This window comes from Paraclostridium sp. AKS73 (genome assembly GCF_025671395.1).
In the GTDB taxonomy this organism is placed as follows: domain Bacteria; phylum Bacillota; class Clostridia; order Peptostreptococcales; family Peptostreptococcaceae; genus Paraclostridium; species Paraclostridium benzoelyticum.
Genome location: NZ_JAIXHU010000016.1, coordinates 1 through 24,001 on the forward strand (window position 1 = coordinate 1; position 24,001 = coordinate 24,001).

Below are 24,001 nucleotides of genomic sequence, written 5' to 3' on the forward strand. Positions count from 1 at the left end.
TTTACTTTTATAGATTTAATCATCTTTAGATCTTAAATTAAATTTCATTTCATCTATCTTATGCAATAAATCCTTCCATAACCCCTCCACATATAAAACTTCTTTATTAGTTTTATATGTGGAAAGTTATACTTATACTATATTTTCTATATCTTTTTAATCCTAATATATTAAAAACATATAAAACTATTATAAATATTATTAAAATAATACAATCATTATATATGTTGTAAAAATCAAAACCTTTTATAAATATTCCGCTCAAAGCACTTGCTCCATAATATAAAGGCGTTATTCTAGCAATATTTTGCAGCCATATACTCATACTTTCTATCGGTATTAGCCCTGTAAAAAATATTTGAGGAACTATTATTATAGGTATAAACTGCATAATTTGAAACTCTGAATTAGCAAATGTAGATAAAATGAGTCCTAATGATAATGCTACAAGCGCAATTAATATATTTACAATAACTACCAACAATATATTACCTTCAATCGTTATATTCAATATGTAAATCGAAAATAACACGATTAATATAGTCTGTATTACAGCAAATATACCATAGCCAGCCAAGTACCCTAATACAATTTCACTTCTTTTTATAGGAGTAGATAGTAATCTATCTAATGTACCTGTAGTTCTTTCTTTTAATAAAGATATTCCCGAAACTAAAAATACAAAGAAGAATACAAAAAAACCAATGAGTATAGGACTTAAAGTATCAAAATATGTTAAGTCTTCATTTGAATATACATAACTTGAGTCTATCGATATTTTATTACTTTCTCCAATGTTTTTATTAACTTTTGAAGAAATTTTTAAAAATTCATCTTTTAATATAGTTGATTGTACTTTTCCTTCAATTTCTTTTGTATTTATTGGTGAACTATTTTCATATGTTATTTCTAATTCATTATTATTATTTTTAACTATAAACGCATCTAAATTTTGATTTGTTATCTTATTTTTAATATTATTTTTATCACTGTATTCTTTTATATTAAGATCTGCATCTTTAAGTGATTCATTAAACTCTGATGATGTATTATAAACCCCTACATTTAATAAGTTTTCTTCATTAGAGTTAAATAAAAAATAAACTAAAGTCATAACAATCATAGGTGCAACCATCATAAGTGCTAATGTTCTTTTATCATGAATGGTTTGTTTTATTATTCTTATTATAATAGCTTTTACCCTCATTAAATTTCACCTCCTATTTTTAAGAATATATCCTCAATAGTATCTACTTTAAATTCATCCTTTAATTTACTAGGTGTTCCATTTGCTATAATTTTACCATTTCTTATTAATGCTAACTTGTCACATCTTTGAGCTTCATCCATTACGTGAGTTGTTATTATTATGGATTTCCCATTTAATTTTAATTTATTTAGCTCATTCCAAATACTAAGTCTAAGTTTAGGATCAATTCCTACAGTAGGTTCATCTAGTATTAAAACTTTTGGGTCCTGTATTAATGATATAGCTAATGATAACCTTCTTTTCATACCTCCAGAATAATATTTAACCTTTTTATTTAAATCATTTTGCATATTAACTAAATTTGATACATACTCTATTCTTTTATTTATCTCATACTTATTTATTGAAAATATTTTAGCAAAAAATTCTAGGTTTTCTTTACCAGTCAAATCCTCATATAGAGCATCAGACTGAGCCATATATCCAATACTTTGTAATATGTTTCTATTTGGTATTTTACTTCCTAATATGAATACTTCTCCACAACTAATTTTTTCCATACCTATAATAGATTTTATAAATGTACTCTTTCCAGACCCAGATGGTCCTATTAATCCTAATATTTCTCCCTCTTCAATTTCTAAACTTACATTATCAAGAATTTTAATTTTAGAAACTTCCTTAGTAATATTTTTTACTTTAACAATACTCATGTTAACCTCCTTTTAATCGACACGGTGTTGATTAATCCTTATATTATAATTATAATTAAGTCATAATATATAACAATAATTAAAAACTCTCGATGTGTTTATTATTAAACACATTTCATGATTTTGTTGATTATATTTAGTTTAGGAGGATATTATGGATAGAAGAATTTTAAAAACTAGAAGTGTAATTAAAAAATCTTTAACATCATTAATGAAAGAAAAACCATTTGATAAAATTACTATAAAAGATATTACTGACAAAGCTAATATTAACAGAGCTACTTTTTACCTACATTACATGGATAAATACGATTTATTAGAACAAAGTCAAAATGATATATTAAACGAAATAAGAGAAGTATTAGCTGATGCATTTAAAATATTTAACCCTCAATCTTTACCCATACAAGATGCAACTACTATAATTCCTTTTTTAAGCTGCGTTTATGAATGTATAGGTAAAAACTCTGACTTTGTAAAAGTTATACTAGGCGGAAATGGAGACTTAAACTTTCATTTAAAATTTAAAAGTCTAATTGAAGAGTTTATAAAAAAATATCTGTAATAAAAACTCCAGATGCATTTTGTATCCCTCTAAAATATTTAATTGAAACAGCAACATCCATGCATATTGGAATTATATCCAGATGGCTTGAAGATGGAATGGTTGAAACACCTTATGAGTTAGCTTGTATAACATCTAATATTATAGTTTCTATTTCTAATTCAGTTATAAAAAATTAAATGGCTATCTTAATAAGATAGCCATTTTTTACGCTTAAGGAAATCATACTTAACAAATGTTTGTGGATAACTTATACAACGTAGTTATACAAATGTTTTGTCGAAAGTAAAAAATGATATTTTGAGCAACGGACATAGTCGTTGGCGACATGAGCAAAGCGAATTTTTTATTTAAATATTTTTAATTACTTTACACGGACTTCCTACAGCTACACAATTAGATGGTATATCTTTTGTAACAACACTACCAGATCCTATAACAACATTATCGCCTATATTTACACCTGGGTTTATTATAGCACCCCCGCCTATCCATACATTATCTCCTATTGTTACTGGAGATCCATATTCGATTCCTGAAATTCTTAATTTAGGATCTATAGGATGATAAGCTGTGTATATTTGAACATTTGGTGCTAACATTGCATTTTTACCAATTTTAATTTCGCATACATCTAACATTATACAATCAAAATTAGCATAAAAATTTTCGCCTAAATGTATATTGTAACCATAATCACATTTAAAACTTGGTTCTATATATACATTTTCACCGGTAGATCCAAGTAGCTTTCTTAAAATTTCATTTTTTGTATAATCATCAGTATCTATAGTTTGATTATATAATCTTGTTAATATCCTAGCTTGTTGTCTATCTTTTACTAGCTCTGGATCAGATGCAATATATGCATCTCCTTTTAGCATTTTTTCTTTTCAGTCATATAAATACCCCTTATTATATTTTATATAATCTACATTCCCAAGGTTTTAAATTCATCGAACTTATTATATCATGCTCTTTTACTTCTATATTTGATAAAATTAAGTTTTTGTAATTTAATTTTACTTCATCGTAATTATATAAAACATTATCATTAGACATATTGCTAATTACTAAAAATTTACTATCATCTAATACTCTTTCATATGCATATATATTTGTATTATTTTCTAATATTAATTTATACTCACCATATATTAAAGCTTCATATTCTTTTCTAATTTTAATCATACTTTTATAAAAGTTTAATATAGAGTTTTTATCCATTATTTGATTTTCAACATTTATATTTTTATAGTTTGGATTTATTCCTATCCAAGGTGTTACACTACTAAACCCTCCAAAATCACTACTGTTCCACTGCATAGGAGTTCTGGCATTGTCTCTAGATAACCTCCATGCTCGTTTCATAAGCTCTTCATGACTATCCCCTGAATCTAACCCTATATAATAATTATTTTTAGTTTTCACATCATTATAATCTTCAATATTTTTAAACTCTACATTTGTCATCCCTATTTCTTGACCTTGATATATAAAAGGAGTCCCCTCTTGCATAAAATACATAAGCCCTAAGCACGTAGCACTTTCATACCAATACTCTTTATCATTACCTAACATAGATACAATCCTAGGTATATCATGATTTTCTATGAATAAAGCATTCCATCCTAATCCATGTAAATTGGTTTGCCATTTGCTTAATACTTTTTTAAATTCAACTAAATCAATAGTCTTATCCATATCACTATTCCATAAATCTAAATGCTCAAACTGAAATACCATATCAAACTTACCATCTTTTTGTGATACCCAAAGATGAGCATCTTCAGGAGTTACTCCATTAGCTTCTCCAACTGTCATAACATCATAATTTCCATAAGTATTTTCTTTTATCTCTTTTAAATAATTGTGGATTCCATCTACATTCATATGCTTTTCAAAACACGAAACATATTTTAAATTGTCTGGATTTGGCATATCTAAAAACCCTTTTTCTTTGTTTATATGACTAATCGCATCTACTCTAAATCCATCTATCCCTTTTTCTAACCACCAGTTCATCATGTCATATATTGCTAATCTCATATCTTTATTTTCCCAGTTTAAATCTGGCTGCTTTTTAGTAAAAAGATGTAAATAGTATTGATCTGTTAGATCATCTTTAACCCATGCAGATCCTCCAAATATACTTTCCCAGTTATTTGGTTCTTTACTATCCTTTCCATCTTTCCATATATACCAATCTCGCTTTTTGCTATCTTTAGAAGATCTAGATTCCACAAACCAAGGATGTTCATCACTAGTATGATTTATTACTAAATCTATAATTAACTTCATTCCTCTTTTATGAACTTCATCTAATAGTTCATCAAAATCTTTCATACTACCAAATTCATCCATAATATCTCTATAGTCACTAATATCATATCCATTATCATCATTAGGAGACTTATAAAAAGGTGAAACCCATATTACATCTATACCTAAATCTTTTATATAATCTAACTTTTGTATAATCCCTCTTAAATCTCCAATTCCATCTCCATTAGAATCTCTAAAACTTCTAGGATAAACTTGATAAGCTACGGCTTCTTTCCACCAAGTCTTTTTCATATATATCAACCTCCATAACTTTCCATTTTCTTCTTCACCCATTGCTAATATAATGGTTTGAAGTTAATATATTTGCTGACGAAACACTTAAAGTACGTTTTTTGTACTTTGTGTGAAGGAAGCAAATTTATTGACTTCAAACCACCTTATAAACTATATATTTACAACTACCTCTACCCCATAATGGTCTGATACCACATTTTTATTTATTCCATTAAAAATAACATTAGAACTTTCTACTTTGATTTCTTTATTTGAAAGAATTAAATCTAGCCTTAAGTTTTCTTTATTTTTATCCCACCCTGCAATTTTTCCTTTTACAGTTATTCCTGAATCTTTATTATTTGATAAATTATATGTGTCAAATAATTTTTCACAAATATAATCATATCCTTCATTTTCTACATTAGCATTATTGTTAAAATCCCCCATCACAAATGCAAATTTATCATTTTCAATTTGCATAAAAAGTTTATCAAACTGTTCTTTGAATGGCTCTTCATCATCATTCCACCATCCTAAATGACACGAATATAAACTAATTTCATAATTGTTATAAACTACATTTAACTTAACTATTTTCCTAGTTTTCCAAAAATTGATATCCTCACTTATAGATATGTTAAAACTATCCTTTTTAACTATAGGAAGCTTTGTCATAAGACAAAGCCCCTCTTCATATATATCATAACCTATATGAGCAACATCCCAATGGAGTGTATAATTCTCATTTCCAAGTTTTTTTAATTCATCTTGAAGTAACAATGCAAAGTTATTTGCTTTCACATTATCATAAGCTATATCTGAACATATTAATTGACTTACTTCTTGAAGAGCTATAGCGTCATATTCTTTTTCATTTATGACCTTAGCTATATAAGATATTTTTTCAATTTGATTTTCTTCTTGCCAAGAGTGGCAATTCAATGTTAAAAGCTTCACTGTTTTACACTCCTAACATATCTAATATATTAGATTTTAAAACATCAGCCTTTGGTCCATATATCGCTTGGACCCCTCTATCTTTGACAATAAGTCCTAATGCACCAAGTGCCTTCCAATCTTTTTCACTTCCAACCAAGCTCACATCTTTTACAGTTACTCTTAATCTAGTCATACATGCATCTACGTCTTCTATATTATCAGCTCCTCCAAGTAAGTTGATTATTTTACTTGATAATACATCTTGAGCTATGTTGTTAGTATCTACCTTTTTGCTCTCTTCTTCGTTACTTTCTTCTATATAGTTTCCTTTACGTCCTGGTGTTGCAATATTAAACTTCTTGATTAAGAAATTGAATATTCCAAAGTTTAGTAAGAAAAATACAACACATGATATAAAGAAGTTAACTAAATCCATTGTAAGTCCTGCTTTAACAAGCATTGGAGTACGAGTTAAAAATTCTATAAATCCAAAAGCATGCACTCTTAAGTGAATTATATCTGCAAGTGCAAATGCAAGTCCTGTAAGAATTGCATAAACTATATATAAAACTGGTGATATAAACATAAACATAAATTCTATTGGTTCTGTAACCCCAGTTAAGAAACATGCTAGCATAGCAGATATAAATATAGGTTTGTAATTTTTAGCTTTATCTTTATCAACATTTTTGTACATTGCTAAAGATATACCTGCAAGTGATGCAGTTGATAATATAACCTGCCCTGCTTTAAAACGAGCTGGTGTTATACTTGTTAATAACTCTTTATACGATGCCATATCTCCTGCAGATTTAAAGTTAATTAAATCAGTTATCCATGCAAGCCATAATGGATCTTGTCCTGCAACTGTAGTTCCTGCAGCTGCGCCTGTTGCAATATGATATATACCTCCAAGTTCTGTATAGTTCATAGGCACAGTTATCATATGATGAAGTCCAAATGGTAGTAATAATCTTTCAAGTGTTCCATATACAAATGGCGCTAAAACCGGAGCAGTATCTTTAGAAGATGCAATCCACATACCAAAAGCATTTAAAGCTCCCTGTGCAAATGGCCAAATTATAGATAATATAATTGCAGTTATTACAGAACCTAATATAACAACAAACGGAACAAAACGTTTTCCATTGAAAAATGCTAAAGCCTTAGGAAGTTTATCAAAGTTGTAGAATTTATTATAAAGTACAGCTCCCATAAACCCTGATATTATACCAACAAACACTCCCATGTTAAGTGCTGGTGCACCTAATATAGATGTGAAATAATCTTTAACTAAAAGTGTAGATCCTGTTAAAGAAGTTACTGTTGCTTGTGGATCTAAAAGCATATCTGCATTTACACCAAGTACAACTCCCGTGATACGATTTATTAATATAAATGCAATTACAGCAGCAAAAGCTCCTCCTGCTCTTTCTTTTGCCCAAGATCCTCCTATTGCAACAGCAAATAGTATATGTAGGTTTCCAATTATTCCCCAACCTATATCTTCCACAACTTTTGCTGTTGTCATTATTAAGTGAGCATCAGATGACATACCTATAAGTTTTCCTATAGAAACCATAAGCCCTGCTGCTGGCATAACCGCTATAACCACTAATAAAGCTTTACCTAGCTTTTGCCAAAAGTCAAATGAAATTAATTTTGTTTTACTACTCATTTTAAACTCATCTCCTTTTTAATTTAAGTATTGTCTCTACCTAATGCAATCGATTGCATTAAATAGTAAAAAAATATACAACTTTTTTATTTCTCACCTTTATTATAAGCAAATTATAACACCTCATGAAAATGTTTTCAAGATTTTTTTAATTTTTTTGTAAATTTGATATAAATCATTAATTTCAATAATGCAACCATTTGCACAAAGCTATTATACACATCTATTATATATAGAATAGTTTAAGACAGTCTTAAACCTTCTATATATAATTTATTTAAAAGATTCTCTTTCTATAAACTCTGTATTTACTATGTAATGTGTATTTACTGTGTCTTGATTTTCTAATTTTTCAATAAGTAGTTTTGCAGCATAGTATCCTAGATCATCTGCATTTATATCTACAGATGCTAATGGTGGTGTCTGGTATTTGAAAGTTGGATATTATTAAATCCAACTAATGATATTTTTTCTAAATTTTTTTCATTTAGTAACTGAGACACTCCAAATGCCAATAAATCATCTGTAGTTACAATAGCTGTAATCTCATTTTTTCTTAACAATTCTTTAGCTGCATCATATCCTGTATTTTCTTTAAAAAGTTGCTTATGTATAACTAAATCTTCATCATAATTTAATCCATTCACTTCCAAAGCCATTTTATATCCTTTCAATCTGTCTTTTGACATATTCAAAGTTTTTATAGCTCCTATAAATCCTATTTTTTTATGACCTTTTTGAATAAGCCTATTTACTACATTATACATAGCCTGGAAATTATCATTATCCACCCACAATATATCTTCTGTTTTTTCGGGCCTTCCTATTGCTACAAAAGGAAATTCTATATTGTTTAAAAACTTAATACTTTCATCATTTTCATTTACTCTTAGAAGTATAATTCCTTCAATTAAGTTAGTGTTAGTAATTTCTTTTATACTTTCAAACTCCTTTTTTCCATCTTTTGCAAACACATATGTAATATAATAGTTTTTATTTTGTGCATAAATACTCATCCCCTTCATGGCATTTATAAAAAATGGATTTGTAAGTAAGTCATCTGCTTCACTTGGTAAAACTACTCCCAATATTTTTGTTTTATTATTTGCAAGACTTCTTGCAATTGCATTAGGTTTGTAATTTAACTTTTTTATTGCTTCATTGACCTTAGCTTTAGTTTCTTCACTAATTTTAGGATTATTAGACAAAACTCTAGACACTGTAGAAGTTGCAACTCCTGCCTCTTTTGCAACATCTTTTATAGTTACTTTAATCATACCAAATACCCTCAATATTTTTTATTTTTATATAAATTTTTTATCATATTATTTCTAATCATGTCTAATTATTATATCATATTTAACTATAACTTCTCTATTCATTATTTTAAATAATAAAAATAACTAAGACTTTATAACATTCATTATAGCCTTAGTTATTTTTATTATTTAGCAAATATTTCTAGCCTCTATACTTATTTTTTTTAACTCTTTATAAATATCACTTATTTCCTTACATCTATAAGTTTTTAAAGCTTTTATTAAAGGAGTATAACAATCACTAATATCATATTGTATGTAATTTCCAAATGTATCTTTTGTAAAAATAACTTCTTCTTCCTCATCTATAAAGCTATGTTCTAAAATACTTTCATAATCAAAATTGGATCTTAACACCTCATCAGCCTCTAATAATAGTTCATAAGAGCTTTTTAGTAATTCCATTTTATTCCCCACTTTTAATTCTCCTTTCTAATTTTATATTGTGCTTGATTATTATAACTCATTCTTTTGTCGTTTTATGTAATATCGTGCTAATTCCAATATTTACACAATAAAAGGGAGTATAAAACTCCCTTTAGTGTATCTATTTACCTTTGATGTTATCTTTAACTTTTTTACCTACATTTGCCCCTGTATTTATAGTTTCCTTAGCTATGTTTCCAACTCCATTTATAACATCTTTACCTACATTCAACCCTGTATTTATAGTTTCTTTTCCTATATTTCCAGCTCCATTTAAAACTTCTTTACCTACATCTGTTACTGGTTTAGTCACTTTTTTTATATTATCTTCTACCTTCTTTTTACCCATTTTTTAACATCTCCCATATTATTGTATAAGTAGTTTTATCTACTTATACAATAATATGTAGTTTTTTAGCTTTTTGTTACATCACTTCTATTTGAATAATTCTATTAAGTCTTCTTTACTTAATCCTTTTAAATTAGTAGAATTAGATAAGCTATCGTCAATAATATTATCAATCATATCCTTTTTATTTTCTTGTAATAAAACTATCTTTTCCTCTATTGTGTCTTTTGATATTAATTTTACTACTTCAACTACATTTTTTGACCTATCCTGTGAGATCTATCACTTGCTTGATTTTCTACGGCTAAATTCCACCATGGGTCAAAATGTATAACCATGTCAGCACTAGTTAAATTTAATCCTGTGCCTCCAGCTTTTAAAGATATTAAAAACATTAATATTTTTATTTTCATTAAATTCATTAACTAAATTTATACGATCTTTAGCTTTAGTTTTTCCGTCTAAATACATAGATTTTATATTTTTATTTTTAAGTTCTTCTTCTATTAATCTCAGAACACTTGTAAACTGAGAAAATAATAATATCTTTCTCCCATTTAAAATAGCTTCATTTAAAATTTCTATACAAATATCAACTTTAGAACTCTTGCCACTATACTCTTTCAATAAGGTCTTAGGATGAAGACATAATTGTCTCAGTTTAGTTAAATATGAAAATATTGTTATTTTATCATTTTCATATTTAGTACTTTCTAATTTTTCTATTACACTTTTATTATAAATATCATATATTTTCTTTTGTTCTTTATTTAATTCTACAATGAATTTCTTTTCTATTTTGTCTGGTAATTCCTTTATAACTTCTTTTTTTGTTCTTCTCAATATAAAAGGTTTTATTAATTTTTTTAATTTTTTAATGTCTCCATCTACAAATTTATTTTGAAATTCTTTTTTATCATATAAATACCCAGGCATTATAAAATCAAATATAGACCAAAGTTCTAATAAGTTATTTTCTAATGGAGTCCCTGTTAAGGCAAACTTAATATCAGCGCTAATGCTCTTTATAGATTTAGTTACTATAGCATCTGGATTTTTTATATTTTGAGCTTCATCTATGAACATATAATCAAATTTTTTGTCTTTATATTTCTCAAAATCATTTCTAATTGTAGAATAAGTAGTTAAAACTACATCATAATCTCTATAATTTTTAATTATTAAGTCTCTTGATTTTTTATCCCCATATGCTATTCCTACCTTCAAATTTGAAGCAAAATTATCAATTTCATTTTTCCAGTTGTGTATAAGTGATGTAGGTGTTACAACTATATTTTTCGATTTTTTTTGACTACTAATAAACGCAATTGTTTGTAGTGTCTTTCCAAGACCCATTTCATCCGCTAAGATCCCTCCAAAGTTATAGTTACTTATACTATTAAACCAGTTAACCCCTTCTAATTGATATTCCCTTAATATATTTTTAATATTTTGCGGAATCTCGCAATTTATTTTTTCATTAAATCCAGACATTATTTTATCTATGTATTCTTTTCCTGATATAAAATTAAGTTTATTTTCTTTTATATAATTGTCTATATATAAAAGTTTACTATTTTCAACTTTAAAATCATCTGCTTCAACAGGAATCCCCAACGTATCAATAAGTTCTAATAATTCCTGTATATCTTTATTATGTAAATCCAAGTATATAGATTCTTTCAATCTATATAGACGTTTATTTTCTTTGTATGCACTAAATATCTCATTATATCTTTTTCTATTGAGATTTCCTATATTAAAAGAAAGTCTCAAATTATCGTCTTCATCCAAATCAAACTTATATGTTACTTTAGCCTTAGCATATGCTACTTCATTATTATTAAGTTTATTTTGAGTGCTTTTTATATTGTTCTTCTTGTTTGTAAGGTCATCTATACACTTATAAATAGTTGCAACTATATGCTTACAAACAAATGTATTACTTTCCATACTTTTATTTAACCAATCATTGCAATCACAGCTAGTTGACACTATTCTATTGGTTTTTTCGCTTATAGTTATTAAAGAATTGTTTTTTTCATTAAACATTTCATTACCAACTACAGCATAAAAATTTATATTATTATTTTCTTTCTTTATATAGCTTTCACTTACTAAGTTGTTTTTATAAATTGCAACTCCAGAGTTATGTCTATTCTTTTCTGTATTATTTAAAATAATGCTTTTAATTGTACTAACTTTCATAATTTCACCACCTTAAACTTTAAAATATATAGTTTTATAAATACAAAAAAAGTACCTTCAAACTCAGGTACTTTTAAAACTGGCGGAGAGGGTGGGATTCGAACCCACGGCCCCTTTCGGAGTCACTGGTTTTCAAGACCAGCTCCTTAAACCACTCGGACACCTCTCCGTATTTCATTAACTTATATAGACAATATATCATATTTTTATTAATTTGTAAATAATTTTTTACTTTTTTTACAAAAATGGTGAATACACTACGATATCCACCATTTTAACAATTTATATTTTTCTACTTTAAGATCTTTTTAGTTAGGATTTACAGGAAGTATTATAATAAAATTACTGCCCTTTCCAATTTCACTTTCAACATATATTTCACCTTTATGTAGCTTAACTATTTGACTCGTTATAGTAAGCCCTAATCCACTTCCACGCTTTATCTCGCTGTTTTCCTCTACAACCTGACTAAATCTATCAAATATAACTTTATGATATTTTTCCTCAATTCCTACTCCTGTATCTAAAACACTTATCATAACTTTTTCTTCTAAATCTTTTATAGTTACAGTTATACTACCACCTTCTGGTGTAAACTTAACTGCATTTCCTACTAAGTTAACAATACATCTTTCAATTTCATATTTATCACATCTTATAAGCTTTTCTTCTATTTCAGGATCAATTATTAATTCAATTCCTTTAGTACTCACATAATCTTTTAAAGTCAATGCTGTTTCTTCAACTAAATAGACTATATCTGTTTCTTCTAACGTTACTATGTACATATCATTTTGTAACTTAGCACTATCTACTATATTATTGATTAAATTTAAAAGCCTTTTACAGTTTCTTTGAGATACATCTATGTTATGATTTAAATTTTCTTCTTTTATGTGTCCATCTTTTCTAAGCAATCCTAAAATCAGTTGATTTGTACTGCTAATTACATTAAGGGGTGTTCTAAGCTCATGAGATAAGTTAACAAAATAACTATTCTTATTTTGTTCCAATTTTATATTTCTTTTTAATAAAATATTATTTTTCTCCATTTCTTCTCTTAGTCTTACAGTTTTCTTTTGAACTAATTTATCTAATTTTCTCATCTTACGCTTATGATTTGCTATAAGTCCAACACCTATTAATATATATATAATTACTGCATACCAGCTTAACCATATTGGAGGTTTTATAGTGAATGTTACATAATTTTCATCACTTACATTTCCACTTGTATCAATAGCTTTAACTCTAAATCTATATTTACCTGGAGGTAAATCATTGTAAGTTACATAGTTATCCTTTGTTCTTACTGATCCTCCACTACTTCCATCTAAATTATATTCATATGTTGTATTTCTATAATTAGAGTAGTCTGGAGTAAAAAATTTGATAGTTATTGTATCCGTACTCTCACTAAATTTCATTCCATTTATATCATTATATTCTTTATTATTTATAGCAAATGTATCAAATAATAATTTTGGTTTTTTATCTGCTTTAATAATTTTCTCTGGATAGAATGAATTCAATCCATTTACCCCTCCAAAAAAAAAGTTCTCCGCTCTTGCTTTTGTACGCTGCATTTCCATTAAATTCATTCCCTTGAAGCCCATCTGTTACACTAAAATTTTGAACTTTATTATTTAAATTGTTAATTTTTGATATTCCTTTATTAGTACTTATCCATATATCATCTTCATCATCTACTAAAACCCCATAAATGGTATTGTTTGCTATACCATCTTTAGTCGTATATCTTTCAAATCTTTCAGTCTCTTTATCAAATTTATTTAATCCATAACTAGTCCCTACCCAAATATTTCCATGACTATCTTCATTTATATACCTTACATAGTTATTACTTAAGCTATATTTATCTTGTTTATTATTTCTATAAATCTTTATAGTTTTATTTTTAGGGTCTATCTTGCACAAACCATCATCTCTTAAAAATCCTAAATAATAATTCCCTTCACTATCTTCATATATATATCTTACATATTTGTTTTTGTCTTGTCCCTTATTTATATACTTATTTATATCTATAAATTTTTTTGTCTTAGTGTCTAATATACTAACCCCATCTGCAGTCCCCATCCATAAATAACCTTTGCTATCTAGTAAAACATCTTTTATTCTATCATTAACTAATCCATCAGCTACTCCATAATGATTTATATTCTTATTAGATTTATTTACTTCTATAAGACCTCCATCAGTAGCTATATATATTTGATTTCCTTTTCCCGTTATATCGTTTACAGAGTCGTTTGTAAATTCTTTTTCAGTTTTAGTGCTTAAGTATACAGATTTATTCTTTTTTCTATCTATTATATTTACTCCTTTTGAATTTGTACCTACCCACAAATCTCCATCCTTGTCTTCATATATACCATGGACGATATTTTCACTCAATAAATAATCTTTATCTTGACCTGCCTTATAATGCTTAATTTTACTCTCAGTATCAAATACGCTTAATCCTGAATATGTTCCTACCCATATAAGCCCATTGCTATCTTCCATTAAACTTTTAACATCATTGTTAACTAAACTATTTTTATCATATATTTTATGAGTGTATATCTCAAAATTATCTTCTTTCTTGTTGTAAAGGGCTAATCCTTTAGATGTTCCAATCCATAAATTTCCTTTGCTATCTTTTTTTATTGCTCCAATTGAATAACAAGGAATTGAACTTTCATCAAAAGGATCACATTTATAACTAGTTATTTCATTTGTTTTAACATTTATCTTGTATAGACCTGAGTTCGCACTTCCAACCCATGTATATCCATCTTCATCGTCACATAAAACATTGTAAATTTCATTTTTACTCATATCAGACTTATCTATATTAAAATTTTTAATAACTTTAAAATCTTTAGATACCTTACTAACACCTAACTTAGTACCCAACCAAATATTACCTTCTTTGTCTTCATCAATGCAGTATATAAATTGACTTGTTAAGTCATCTTTTTTAGATAAAATTCTATCAAATCTATCTTCTTTAGAATTGTATATGTTCAGCCCATCATCTGTTGTAACTAATATCTTATTATCTTTTGTAATTAATATCTCTGTCACATTTCCGCTTGATATTAAGTTATTTTCCTTTAAGTAATTTGTAAACTTACCACTTTTTTGATCTAGTTTATTTATTCCATCTATAGTGGCTATCCATATATTTCCATATTTATCTTCTTTTATATCAGTTATAAAGTTATTACTAATACTATTTTCATCTTCCTCATAATTGTAAACTTTAAAATCATATCCATTAAATTTATTTAATCCATCATTTGTACCTAGCCACACATACCCTTTACTATCCTGAAAAATAGCTTCTATGGTTGTTTGGCTTATGCCTTGATCTATATTAAAATCATTAAATGTTATATTATTACTATTTGCATGTATATCGAATGTTGAATATGCAATAGTAATATATTAATTAATACAAATATATTAAATTTATTAAATAAACTAATTTTCCCCATATACTTTCCTTTCAAAGATGTTAATAGAATTTTTATATTATTTTATATTATATACTAATCCCCTTATTTTAACAATATTTACCAAAATTTTAATATAATTCATATATGTCAGAAAGTTCTAATTCAATTTTTTGAACATCTACTTTATAATCTTTGATTTCATCTTCAATAATATCTCCTAATAGTTTTTTATTAGGTAGTAAAATCTCAAATTCCGCTCCATTTTCACCGTCACTTTCTAAATATATTTCGCCTTTATTTAATTCAACCATAGCTTTTACAATACTTAATCCAATTCCGCTACCTTCATTCATTCTAGTTAATGATTTGTCAGCTTGTACAAATCTTTCAAATATTAAATCTTGCATATGTATAGGTATTCCAATACCATCATCTTTTACAATTATTTGAACCCAGTCCTTATTTATATGCATATTAACAAATATATTACCATTGGATTTGTAAACTTTATAGCATTAGATAATAAATTTAAAATTGCCCTTTCTATCATTTCTGGATCACACTTAATAATATTTTCCTCTTCATCTGTATCAAATATTATGTTTATACCTTTTTGCCTTGCGTATACTATAACTGACATAGTTATTTCTTCAATCAACTTTACTATATCACAATTTTTCATATTTGCTTTTGTATATCCTACATCAATTTTAGTTATATCAACCATATTATTTATAAGTCTTAACATACGTTGACAGTTAGTTTTTAGGCTTTGTCTATATGTCCCATACACTTGCCTAAAATCTTCATCCTTATTAGATACCTTAATATCCAGTAATTGAGTAGTTGAATAAAATATATTTAAAGGAGTTCTTAATTCATGACTTATATTGGCAAAAAATTCATTTTTAACTTTTCATGATCTTTAATTTTTTCATATTCTGATATGTATTTTTCCATTCTGTGCTCTTCTGTTATATCATTAAAAGTAACAACTAATTTAGCAGTTTCTCCATGTTCATCAATACCTTTTAAACTTGAATCTATAATTTTTTGAATTCCACAATCAATAATATTTTTTCCATAATTTATTTCAAATTTGCCAGTCCAACACCCATCTTTTTTAACACTATTTTCTATATTTTGCATAACTTCTTTATCTATAGTAGACATTGCAATTTCAATTCTTTCAGTTAATGCTGAATTTTTATAATCATCATTCCAAAGAAATATTTTTTTGTTTTTTTATTAGAGTAAATTATATTTCCATCCATATTACTTATAAATATACAACTAGCTTTATTTTCTTCTACAAGATTAAAAAAATATTTTTCTCTTCTTCTAGTTCTCTTTTTTCTTTATACTTATACTTGTTTCTAAGAATAAACCTACTATAAGTATTATAAAAGCCATATATGATATTGATATGGATATAAATTTAAGTTCTATTATAGGTATTCTAGCCCCCACTATTGCATAAAATGCCTTGACTAAAAACATTAATATACTAGCTCCAATAACTGAGTATGTATAATCTTTTTTCTGTATACTTTTTTTAAATAAAATAGTGCTAGTTATACTATAAATAAAAATTAACATAATATTATAAAGAATAAAAAAATCGGTTTCTTTTTTTATTGGGAATATAATACTTTTACTTTCTAAATATCCAAATATTGTTGCACTTAAAATTATAAACACTATGGAATAGAATTTATTTTTAACAATAAATTGTCTAACCTTATTTAATGGTAATATTGCTATTAAAATTATAGCTATTCTCATTAACGAAGTAGATATCGCTATATAGCCTTTCATACTTATAATAGTGTTTTGTAAAGTTAAATTATCAAATACTCCCAAAATAATATCTATTACAAATATCATATACATTAAAGAAACTATAAATAACTCTTCTTTTTTGTGCTATTATAGCAAACCATGCAACTTACTGTCGCTAAAAATGCTAAGACTATATTAAAAATTCTTATAAAGTCTTCTGGTTTTATCATTAAAATTAAATTATATTTGAATATATGTATTAAACTTAATATATAAAATACAACTAAAAAAGCTGATATGCCTATCGTTAATACAGTTGCTAATTTATTACTAGCCTCAAACTTTTTATTTTTACTTATTCCTAACATATTTCTCTCCCCTAATTTTTATCAATACACACTATAACATGTTTTTATAGTCCGGTCTATCTTTTCGACAATAAAAGACAGACTATTACACAACAGTCTGCCTCTTTAAATAAATTATCTATTCCCTAATATTAGTTTTTGTATTTTCTTGTAAATTTATAATCTATTTTTCGCCCCTGTTTTTTTGTAACAACTCTTTTACTTCATCACTATTTGGATGTACAAATGAATACGGAGTATCCTCTGATAATTCCTCTATTACCCCACCTGTAAATAAATCTTCATATGGAGTTTTTTTGGGTATAAATAAATTTTCATATAAGTTCCCTTCAAATGGTTCATTCTCTTTATATTCTTTTTTCATAGTTTTTCCTCTTTCTTGCTTAAATTTTATTATTTATTCTGCTCATATTATTAATATATATAACTAATACCCACGATTTTAATCTTTAAAATAAAAAGTGGACTTTGATTTAAATACTCCCTATACCAACTTTAATTTACTTAATCATAAAAAAGCATAAACCTTAAAGAACTTTAAGGTTTATGCTTTCAAAGTTAACACTTATATTAGCTAATTTGCTCAAATTCTAAAATTTCGTTTTTGCTAAGCGCTGCTTTAAACATAGTTATAGCAGTATAACTTACAACAGCTACCACTAACCACTTTAACCAATATACCGGCATATTTGTAACAAATAGTAAAGCTAATATAGATCCAACTACTCCACCTATAGTTATACCCATAGATACTTCTCTTTCATAAGCTTGCTCTTTTACAAACTTTGTACTAGCTATTGGGCCTACAAATGCACTTGCTCCCATCATTATAGGGAATGCTGCCTTAGGATTCATTCCAAGTAATGCAATCATTGCCATACATGGTGCATATAGTCCTATACCCGCTGTCATAAGAGCCCCTAAAATAAAGTTTCCTACTATGCCTATAACTAATTTTGATCCGCTAAGACTCATAGCATCTCCACCTGCTGGCATCAATCCAACTTGTCCTAGTACTATTAATATAGCAGTTCCAACTAGTGCTACCCCCATAGTTAATTGCACCTTTTTTTCTGGTAGCTTAGATATAATTCCTGCACCAATCCAAGACCCTATTACAGCTGATAAAATCATACTAACTAATGTAAGTAAATCTACGCTTATAGAATTTAATGACATAAAAGCTTGTACTATCATAGGTAAAGCATGTGCTACATTTAGTGTTCCTGGTAATAACTTGTCAGGAATATTAATGTTTTTATTTAGTTTTAATATTCCTGTAGTTGTTGCAAAAGATCCTACTCCTATAGCATCTAAAAAGTCAGTTATAAATCCTATAAATATACCTGTCTTAAATATTTTATTTTTATTTTTATCCCTATGTTGTTTAAAGTCTTTTATATAGACTGTTGAAAACCCAGCTGTTATAACTGCTAGTAATCCTAAAATTGCATTTAACATCTTATTTCTCCCTTTTTATAAAAATTTATTATGACCTGTCAGATTATAACATATCCAGGATAACATTTCCACTGTTTTTTATTTTTATTTTATTATAATAAAATAAGAAAGGTGAACACTTATTCGCATACACCTTTCTTTATAAGTTTTTAGCTATTTGCCTAAATGTATTTCTTAAATCAAATATACCATACCCTTGAAAAATATTTGGATATGTATAAATTTCTTGTCTAGTTGCTCCAAGCATTAAATAAGTTCTTAAAGGCTCTGTAAAAAGAGAAAGTTTTGAAACTCTACTTTCTTCTTGAAGATACTGTATTATAAGTGCCAATGATCCACATACTATAGAACTACTTACACCTGTTCCAGTAGCAGTATTATAAGAATCATTTATATATGTTGATATTATATCAACTCCTGGTGCTACTATATCTGGTCTTATCTTGTGTCCATCTAAATTTCCTTTTGATGATCCAATCCATAAACTATTTGTCTTATCACTATATGCACCTATTGTTATTACTGGAGTTGCTAATCCCATGAAAGTTATCGTAGCCTTTGATGTAGAATCTACAAATCTAGTACCTGGTGATATAATAGCTTTATTTGGAAGGTACACATTAAAATCTCCATGTATTATAAATTCTGGACTTATTCTTAAGGTCCAAATACCAGGTTTTATATCATAAAGATTTATTCTTATAATTTGATCTCCTCCTTTAAGCCATGGAAATGTATTTAAAACTGTGTATGTTGTTTTTTCTATATAAAATCGGCCACGATATATTCTATCGTCAGGTGCGTATCTTATAACCTGACTTATATCTCCTGATGGAGATATAATCTGTAGAAATAATTTGTCAGGCCCTCTTCCTCTTATAGTAATCTCCAAGTTTTTATTATTCCCATTTTGAATAATTACGTCTATATAATTATTATCACTGGTTATATATCCTTCATAATGTATATCCGTATTTCCTTCATTTCCTGCTCCACTAACTAGAGTTATACCTGATCTTTCAAACATTCCATAAGTTTGTAATATAGATGCTTCTATATTAATAGATGCCATATTTCCTAATGTAAAATTTATTATTAATGGTTTATTTTCTTTAAGAGCAATTTTTAAGACATATGTTAAAGCTGCTAAAAAATCTGTTACTGCATAGCTTATTTTATCATCATAATATACCCCTTTAAATTCTCTTAACTTAACAACTAATAAATCTGCATCTCTTGCTATCCCTCTATATTCTCTATTTATATTACCTTGACCAGCTATAATTCCACAAGCAATAGTTCCTGTTCCTACATTATCAGTACTTAAACTACTATCTTGATTTCTTATAGCTTCATTTATTTCTGATCTTGTGTACTCACTCCCAAATATCATTCCTTCAGGGGGGGAGTTACTATCGTTTTCTTGGTCCCATAAATACAATATCTTACTATTATTATTTTCATCAATTAAATCTTTGTGTAGGTAATCTACCCCTGAATCTATTACAGCTACTAAAACGTCTTTTCCTGTAACATTTAAGTAAGGATTAGATTCTATATAGTCACCTCCTATAGAACTTTTTATCGATTCTCCATTATCTAGATTATCAGTTATATTTATAAGAGAACTCATAACATCAGCTGGACTCCACCATTCAACATTTTTAATATTATCTAATGTTTCAGGTTCAAAATCATTCCTTACATATATTGCAGCTAGTTGATCATTTAGTATTATATACTTATCTATATTATTTTCTTCAAATGATTTTTTTATATCTCCACTATAAAGTAGATAATAAGATTTTTCATCCATAATATATCCAACCTTCCTACTTTAATTGGTCAAACATACCTCTAAAGTCTAAACTTCCATATCCAGATGTATTATTTGGATATTCAATCCCTTTAATCCTAGTTGCGCCACCTTGCATATATGTTCTAGCCTTTTGCATAAAACCTCTATTTCTATAGTAATCTTCTACCATAACATATTGATAATATAACGCTATAACCCCTGATGCATGTGCTCCTGCTGCAGAACTTCCCGTTACAGTGGCGTAATTATTTTTAGGATAAGGTCCTATTATATTAACGCCAGGAGCTATTACATCCGGTTTCATTCCTCCAATTATATTTGGTCCTCTTGATGATGCTGGCCATACACTTTTATTTATAGAGTCATATGTGCCTATAGTTATGACATCTTCTCTAACAGCCAAATAGTTTATAGTATAAGCAGGATTTGATTCTTTAAATTTAGTTCCGGGATTTAAGAAAACTCTATTAGGCAAATATATATTGTATATTCCCTCAGATATATATGCCCCCTCTAGTCTCAACTTCCAAATACCCCTTTTAGCATTTTTTAATATTACAGTAGTATGTTCTTGCCCTGAGTAACTAGTTGGGTAAGAGTACCTTATGATATACTCTGTATTTTCTAAGTCAAATATTCCTTTTACTTCATCATAATTTGATAGATCAAGTACTTTGCTTTCCTCTCCACTTGGAGTTATTATTAGTAAATTTATCCTATCAGGTCTACTCATCCAGACTTCTACTACAAGATTTTCTTCCTCTTCTATAATTTCAAGTTCTACATCTACTACCTCTCCTGCTCTATTAATATTACCTGAAATGTGTGTCTGCGTATTACCTTCATTGCCTGCAGCAGCTACAATTGATAATCCATTCGTAAAGTATGTTTTTTTATCATTTGTATTGCTTGCATATCCTGCTAATAAATTACTTCCCATAGATATATTAATTATAGTTGGACGCTGTAATCTACTTACAATATCATATACATATGATATTGCCGTTTCCATCATAGCACTTGTATAAAATCCACTAACTTTCGCTAATTTAACAACTATAAGCTCTGCTTCTGGTGCAACACCTTCGTATTCTCTATTTATACTTCCAAGCCCTGCACATATCCCACTAATCATAGTTCCATGACCTTCTTCGTCTTCTGAAAGACTAGCATCATTTTCACTTATAGCTTTGTTAATATCTTCTCTAGTATACTCCGTTCCTATAAAAAATCCATTTGGAGGATTTCCATCTTTACTTTGGTCCCATAAATATAATATTTTGCTTGTGCCATCTGGATAAATAAAATCTTGGTGCAAATAATCTATCCCTGTATCTATTATTGCAATTAAAGTGCCTGAACCAAGTAAGGTTAAATTTGGGTTTGTTTTAAAAAAATTAACACCTATATCTTCCTTAGCTATAACTCCATCTTCTATTCCCCTTGTTATTTCTCCTAATGGTGTTATAGGCACTACATTTTCTATTATAAAAACAGAATTCAGTTTTAATATATCCTCTATGTATTCTCTTCTTAAAGTATCAAAAAACATAAGAGTATAATTTTCACTTAACCTAATAGAGTTAAATGGATATAGAAAATTAACTAATTCTTCAGGAAAATTTTTATCATGGTCAACTAATATAGCTTCTGATATATTATTTTCAAGTCTATAATTTCCATTTTCATCTAAGTTTCTTGATAGATATTCTAGATTCAAATTATTTAAATTTAAAAGTCCATATCCATATGACGAATTTGGATATACTCTATTATTACTTCTTTTTGCACTTTGATTTAACATTGCTTTAGTTTTTTGAGAATATAAAAACGGATCATTACCTTCAACTATACCCCATTGCATTAAAAGAGAACATACTCCTGTTACATGTGGAGTTGCCATACTAGTGCCTGTTAATGCTCCTAATGTTCCTCCTGGTAAAAATGATATTATATCTTCTCCTGGAGCTAATAAATCTGGTTTATACACTCCATTTTCAAAGTCTCCCTCCCCAGAAAAGGATGACCTGTCATCCGTCCTTGAATTAAAGCTACCTACAGTTATAACTTGATTTGCAGTTCCTGGAACAGTTACAGTTAAAATTTCACTAGGTTCTAAAAACCTAGTATCTTTGATAATCCTTCAGCTGTAGGCAAATATATATCTATTGTTCCTTCTATTATATCTTTTGGTGTAAAAACTAAAGTCCATATACCTGGTGTAATTTGAGTTAATGAACTCATTTGTATCGTTACTCTTCTAAGTAAAGAATATGGAGGTACTTCATAAAATACTCCATTTATAGTAGTCGTACCTAATCTATTATTTATATTAGGATTTTGTCGTGAAAGTTCCTGTGTATTTCTATTTGATGGATTTCTTAATAACACTGAAAATTCGTCCGCATAATTTGGCCAGATATTTAAATTTAAAATTTTTTCATTTGCACCTACAACAAGTTCAACTTCTTGTGTTACTCCATTTCTCAATGTAATACGCTTATGACTTCCTTTTGACGCATTGTTTCCTGCAGCTACAACTATATTATTTTTCCAAAACAAACTCATATCATCAATATATCTTTCAAATAAAGATAATCCCCTATGGGATCCTTCATTACTTCCATAACTAATATTAATAGCAACTGGCATTTTTAAGTCTAAAGCTTTATCTAGTATAAATTTTATAGCTCTCATAAATTCAGTACTCTTTGAAAATGTATCTAATTGTCTTCTTCCAACTCTAACAGCTATTATATTAGCTTTATTAGCAATACTTGCTGCAATGCTTGCAACATGAGTTCCATGAAGGCTAGTAGTTTGAACTATAGCTTCATTTATATTTTCATTTGTGTACACTGTTCCATGGTTAAACCCTTCTGGAGGATTTCCATCAATAGACTGGTCCCAATAGTATAATATTTTTGATGTTCCATCCTCAAATTTAAATATGGGAAGAGTATGATCTATTCCAGAATCTATAATTCCTAAAATCGTACCCTCTCCATTCAAACTTGTATTCCTTTTAAATGATGTTATTCCTGTACTTGAAAAGCTTTGAATATCTTGTGTTTCTAATATAAATGGTCTTTCTACATATTCAATTTCAGGGTAATCAATTAATCTCTCTAAATC

General features: G+C 27.7%; 24 protein-coding genes, 1 tRNA gene and 2 pseudogenes. 2 read left to right on the forward strand and 25 right to left on the reverse strand.

The window, feature by feature from the left end:
* Positions 1–112 precede the first annotated feature (112 nt).
* Positions 113–1,207: an ABC transporter permease gene (locus LEQ07_RS10235; RefSeq protein ID WP_263330576.1), complete on the reverse strand. Its 1,095-nt coding sequence runs from the start codon at positions 1,205–1,207 to the stop codon at positions 113–115.
* Positions 1,207–1,923, reverse strand: a complete 717-nt coding sequence (locus tag LEQ07_RS10240; RefSeq protein WP_046823074.1) for an ABC transporter ATP-binding protein — start codon at positions 1,921–1,923, stop codon at positions 1,207–1,209. The genes LEQ07_RS10235 and LEQ07_RS10240 overlap by 1 nt, the downstream gene beginning before the upstream one ends.
* A 154-nt stretch (positions 1,924–2,077) precedes the next feature.
* Here LEQ07_RS10240 and LEQ07_RS10245 point away from each other — a divergent pair, with 154 nt between their 5' ends.
* Both LEQ07_RS10245 and LEQ07_RS10250 read left to right on the forward strand, forming a co-directional pair.
* The gene (locus LEQ07_RS10245) at positions 2,078–2,488 is read left to right on the forward strand and encodes a TetR/AcrR family transcriptional regulator (RefSeq protein ID WP_263330577.1); all 411 of its coding nucleotides are present in this window, start codon (positions 2,078–2,080) and stop codon (positions 2,486–2,488) included.
* 23 nt (positions 2,489–2,511) lie between these two features.
* Positions 2,512–2,667, forward strand: coding sequence for a TetR-like C-terminal domain-containing protein (locus LEQ07_RS10250; RefSeq protein WP_263330652.1), 156 nt, complete (start codon positions 2,512–2,514; stop codon positions 2,665–2,667).
* A gap of 171 nt (positions 2,668–2,838) precedes the next feature.
* Here LEQ07_RS10250 and LEQ07_RS22535 read toward each other — a convergent pair whose 3' ends face one another.
* The 23 genes and pseudogenes from LEQ07_RS22535 to LEQ07_RS10360 form a co-directional block, all read right to left on the reverse strand.
* Positions 2,839–3,372, reverse strand: a complete 534-nt coding sequence (locus LEQ07_RS22535) for a sugar O-acetyltransferase (protein WP_263330578.1) — start codon at positions 3,370–3,372, stop codon at positions 2,839–2,841.
* 31 nt (positions 3,373–3,403) lie between these two features.
* Positions 3,404–5,065, reverse strand: coding sequence for a glycoside hydrolase family 13 protein (locus LEQ07_RS10260; protein WP_263330579.1), 1,662 nt, complete (start codon positions 5,063–5,065; stop codon positions 3,404–3,406).
* A gap of 153 nt (positions 5,066–5,218) precedes the next feature.
* A complete protein-coding gene (locus LEQ07_RS10265) occupies positions 5,219–6,007 on the reverse strand; it encodes an endonuclease/exonuclease/phosphatase family protein (protein WP_046823070.1) in 789 nt (262 codons plus the stop codon).
* Positions 6,008–6,011: 4 nt separating this feature from the next.
* Positions 6,012–7,667, reverse strand: coding sequence for a PTS transporter subunit IIBC (locus LEQ07_RS10270; protein WP_046823069.1), 1,656 nt, complete (start codon positions 7,665–7,667; stop codon positions 6,012–6,014).
* Between the two features lie 273 nt (positions 7,668–7,940).
* Positions 7,941–8,066 carry a hypothetical protein gene (locus tag LEQ07_RS23015; protein ID WP_442952420.1) on the reverse strand — a complete coding sequence of 42 codons (126 nt, stop codon included), beginning with the start codon at positions 8,064–8,066 and terminating at the stop codon, positions 7,941–7,943.
* 11 nt (positions 8,067–8,077) lie between these two features.
* Positions 8,078–8,944: a LacI family DNA-binding transcriptional regulator gene (locus LEQ07_RS10275; RefSeq protein ID WP_332843091.1), complete on the reverse strand. Its 867-nt coding sequence runs from the start codon at positions 8,942–8,944 to the stop codon at positions 8,078–8,080.
* A gap of 171 nt (positions 8,945–9,115) precedes the next feature.
* Positions 9,116–9,403: a hypothetical protein gene (locus LEQ07_RS10280; protein WP_263330580.1), complete on the reverse strand. Its 288-nt coding sequence runs from the start codon at positions 9,401–9,403 to the stop codon at positions 9,116–9,118.
* A 130-nt stretch (positions 9,404–9,533) separates the two neighbouring features.
* Positions 9,534–9,761, reverse strand: a complete 228-nt coding sequence (locus LEQ07_RS10285; RefSeq protein ID WP_226896692.1) for a hypothetical protein — start codon at positions 9,759–9,761, stop codon at positions 9,534–9,536.
* A 251-nt stretch (positions 9,762–10,012) separates the two neighbouring features.
* A pseudogene (locus tag LEQ07_RS10295) lies at positions 10,013–11,969 on the reverse strand (SNF2-related protein).
* Positions 11,970–12,049: 80 nt separating this feature from the next.
* A tRNA-Ser gene (locus LEQ07_RS10300) sits at positions 12,050–12,138 on the reverse strand.
* A 139-nt stretch (positions 12,139–12,277) separates the two neighbouring features.
* Positions 12,278–13,501, reverse strand: coding sequence for an ATP-binding protein (locus LEQ07_RS10305; RefSeq protein ID WP_263330583.1), 1,224 nt, complete (start codon positions 13,499–13,501; stop codon positions 12,278–12,280).
* Complete coding sequence (locus LEQ07_RS10310; protein ID WP_317852066.1) at positions 13,470–15,422, reverse strand: two-component regulator propeller domain-containing protein; 1,953 nt, start codon at positions 15,420–15,422, stop codon at positions 13,470–13,472. Before LEQ07_RS10310 ends, LEQ07_RS10305 begins: the two co-directional genes overlap by 32 nt.
* A gap of 142 nt (positions 15,423–15,564) precedes the next feature.
* Positions 15,565–15,909, reverse strand: coding sequence for an ATP-binding protein (locus LEQ07_RS10315; protein WP_263330584.1), 345 nt, complete (start codon positions 15,907–15,909; stop codon positions 15,565–15,567).
* Entirely contained in the window at positions 15,900–16,184 is a 285-nt protein-coding gene (locus LEQ07_RS10320; protein ID WP_263330585.1) for a sensor histidine kinase, read from the reverse strand. The genes LEQ07_RS10315 and LEQ07_RS10320 overlap by 10 nt, the downstream gene beginning before the upstream one ends.
* Before the next feature lie 15 nt (positions 16,185–16,199).
* A pseudogene (locus tag LEQ07_RS23020) lies at positions 16,200–16,325 on the reverse strand (hypothetical protein); the annotation flags it as partial.
* Positions 16,322–16,609, reverse strand: a complete 288-nt coding sequence (locus LEQ07_RS10325) for a hypothetical protein (RefSeq protein ID WP_263330586.1) — start codon at positions 16,607–16,609, stop codon at positions 16,322–16,324. The gene LEQ07_RS10325 and the pseudogene LEQ07_RS23020, both read right to left, overlap by 4 nt.
* Before the next feature lie 168 nt (positions 16,610–16,777).
* Positions 16,778–17,323 carry a hypothetical protein gene (locus tag LEQ07_RS10330; protein WP_263330587.1) on the reverse strand — a complete coding sequence of 182 codons (546 nt, stop codon included), beginning with the start codon at positions 17,321–17,323 and terminating at the stop codon, positions 16,778–16,780.
* Between the two features lie 14 nt (positions 17,324–17,337).
* A complete protein-coding gene (locus tag LEQ07_RS10335; protein WP_263330588.1) occupies positions 17,338–17,586 on the reverse strand; it encodes a hypothetical protein in 249 nt (82 codons plus the stop codon).
* A 163-nt stretch (positions 17,587–17,749) separates the two neighbouring features.
* Positions 17,750–17,950, reverse strand: a complete 201-nt coding sequence (locus tag LEQ07_RS10340) for a hypothetical protein (RefSeq protein WP_263330589.1) — start codon at positions 17,948–17,950, stop codon at positions 17,750–17,752.
* Positions 17,951–18,156: 206 nt separating this feature from the next.
* Positions 18,157–19,047: a sulfite exporter TauE/SafE family protein gene (locus LEQ07_RS10345; protein WP_247013235.1), complete on the reverse strand. Its 891-nt coding sequence runs from the start codon at positions 19,045–19,047 to the stop codon at positions 18,157–18,159.
* A gap of 139 nt (positions 19,048–19,186) precedes the next feature.
* Positions 19,187–20,863: a bile acid germinant receptor pseudoprotease CspC gene (gene cspC / locus LEQ07_RS10350; protein ID WP_263330591.1), complete on the reverse strand. Its 1,677-nt coding sequence runs from the start codon at positions 20,861–20,863 to the stop codon at positions 19,187–19,189.
* Positions 20,864–20,879: 16 nt separating this feature from the next.
* Positions 20,880–23,006 (reverse strand): bifunctional germination protease/germinant receptor pseudoprotease CspBA, encoded by a 2,127-nt coding sequence (cspBA, locus tag LEQ07_RS10355; RefSeq protein WP_317852067.1) that lies wholly within the window; start codon positions 23,004–23,006, stop codon positions 20,880–20,882.
* Positions 22,982–23,878, reverse strand: a complete 897-nt coding sequence (locus tag LEQ07_RS10360; protein ID WP_263330592.1) for a S8 family serine peptidase — start codon at positions 23,876–23,878, stop codon at positions 22,982–22,984. The genes cspBA and LEQ07_RS10360 overlap by 25 nt, the downstream gene beginning before the upstream one ends.
* Between the last annotated feature and the right edge of the window lie 123 nt (positions 23,879–24,001).

Bases quoted from the DNA above. Each gene is read 5' to 3' on its own strand.
- LEQ07_RS10275 (WP_332843091.1), bottom strand. From the start codon at position 8,944: ATGATTAAAGTAACTATAAAAGATGTTGCAAAAGAGGCAGGAGTTGCA.
- LEQ07_RS10240 (WP_046823074.1), bottom strand. From the start codon at position 1,923: ATGAGTATTGTTAAAGTAAAAAATATTACTAAGGAAGTTTCTAAAATT.
- LEQ07_RS10245 (WP_263330577.1), top strand. From the start codon at position 2,078: ATGGATAGAAGAATTTTAAAAACTAGAAGTGTAATTAAAAAATCTTTA.
- LEQ07_RS22535 (WP_263330578.1), bottom strand. From the start codon at position 3,372: ATGCTAAAAGGAGATGCATATATTGCATCTGATCCAGAGCTAGTAAAA.
- LEQ07_RS10260 (WP_263330579.1), bottom strand. From the start codon at position 5,065: ATGAAAAAGACTTGGTGGAAAGAAGCCGTAGCTTATCAAGTTTATCCT.
- LEQ07_RS10325 (WP_263330586.1), bottom strand. From the start codon at position 16,609: ATGTCTACTATAGATAAAGAAGTTATGCAAAATATAGAAAATAGTGTT.
- LEQ07_RS10285 (WP_226896692.1), bottom strand. From the start codon at position 9,761: ATGGGTAAAAAGAAGGTAGAAGATAATATAAAAAAAGTGACTAAACCA.
- cspC (WP_263330591.1), bottom strand. From the start codon at position 20,863: ATGGATGAAAAATCTTATTATCTACTTTATAGTGGAGATATAAAAAAA.
- LEQ07_RS10340 (WP_263330589.1), bottom strand. From the start codon at position 17,950: ATGAAAAAAGAATATAAAGAGAATGAACCATTTGAAGGGAACTTATAT.
- LEQ07_RS10330 (WP_263330587.1), bottom strand. From the start codon at position 17,323: ATGATATTTGTAATAGATATTATTTTGGGAGTATTTGATAATTTAACT.
- LEQ07_RS10270 (WP_046823069.1), bottom strand. From the start codon at position 7,667: ATGAGTAGTAAAACAAAATTAATTTCATTTGACTTTTGGCAAAAGCTA.
- LEQ07_RS10315 (WP_263330584.1), bottom strand. From the start codon at position 15,909: ATGCATATAAATAAGGACTGGGTTCAAATAATTGTAAAAGATGATGGT.
- LEQ07_RS10235 (WP_263330576.1), bottom strand. From the start codon at position 1,207: ATGAGGGTAAAAGCTATTATAATAAGAATAATAAAACAAACCATTCAT.
- LEQ07_RS10345 (WP_247013235.1), bottom strand. From the start codon at position 19,047: ATGTTAAATGCAATTTTAGGATTACTAGCAGTTATAACAGCTGGGTTT.
- LEQ07_RS10335 (WP_263330588.1), bottom strand. From the start codon at position 17,586: ATGTTAGGAATAAGTAAAAATAAAAAGTTTGAGGCTAGTAATAAATTA.
- LEQ07_RS10320 (WP_263330585.1), bottom strand. From the start codon at position 16,184: ATGTTAAGACTTATAAATAATATGGTTGATATAACTAAAATTGATGTA.